This window comes from Aminobacter sp. P4_D5, from assembly GCF_056401815.1.
This window is the reverse complement of sequence record NZ_JBFUIP010000804.1, coordinates 1-670: the sequence shown is the minus strand read 5'-3', so window position 1 is coordinate 670 and position 670 is coordinate 1. Positions and strand designations below refer to the sequence as shown.

The window sequence follows — 670 nt, the reverse complement described above, 5'->3', positions numbered from 1 at the left end:
GCGGCGCTCCTCCATGAGGATCGCGATGCGGGCGGGCAGGTCGGCCGGGCTCACCTTCATGGCTGCGGCGGCCTCGCGCAGCAGGCGGCTCTCGGCCTCCATGGCGGCATAGGCGGCCTCGCCCGTCACGGCCTCGATGCGGCGGACGCCGGCGCTGACCGCGCCCTCGCCCACCAGCCGGAACATGCCGATGTCGCCCGTGCGCCTCACATGCGTGCCGCCGCACAGTTCGATGGAGTAGTTGCCCTTTYGCTCGGTGGCGGCCGGATCCTTGCCCATGGAGACGACGCGGACCTCCTCGCCGTACTTCTCGCCGAAGAGGGCCATTGCGCCCTCGCCAACGGCGGCGTCGGGGGTCATGAGGCGGGTGGTGACCTCGTCATTCTCGCGGATGCGCGCATTCACCTCGGCCTCGACCCAGGCCAGGTCCTCGGGCGCGATCGGGGTGGGCTGGCTGACGTCGAAGCGCAGCCGATCCGGCGCCACCATCGAGCCTTTCTGGGCCACATGCGTGCCCAGCCGGCGGCGCAGCGCCTCGTGCAGCAGGTGCGTCGCCGAGTGGTGCGAACGGATCGCGGACCGGCGCGTGTGGTCCACCTCGGCCACCACGGACTGGCCGACCTCGATGTCGCTGCTCTCGACCTTGCCGAGATGGACGAAGATGTCGCCC

Annotated in this window: 1 pseudogene; it reads right to left on the bottom strand. The window is 71.3% G+C overall.

The annotated features are described in order from the left end of the window. Nucleotides 1–670 (bottom strand): annotated as a pseudogene (locus AC1DWF_RS35110) (alanine--tRNA ligase); the annotation flags it as partial.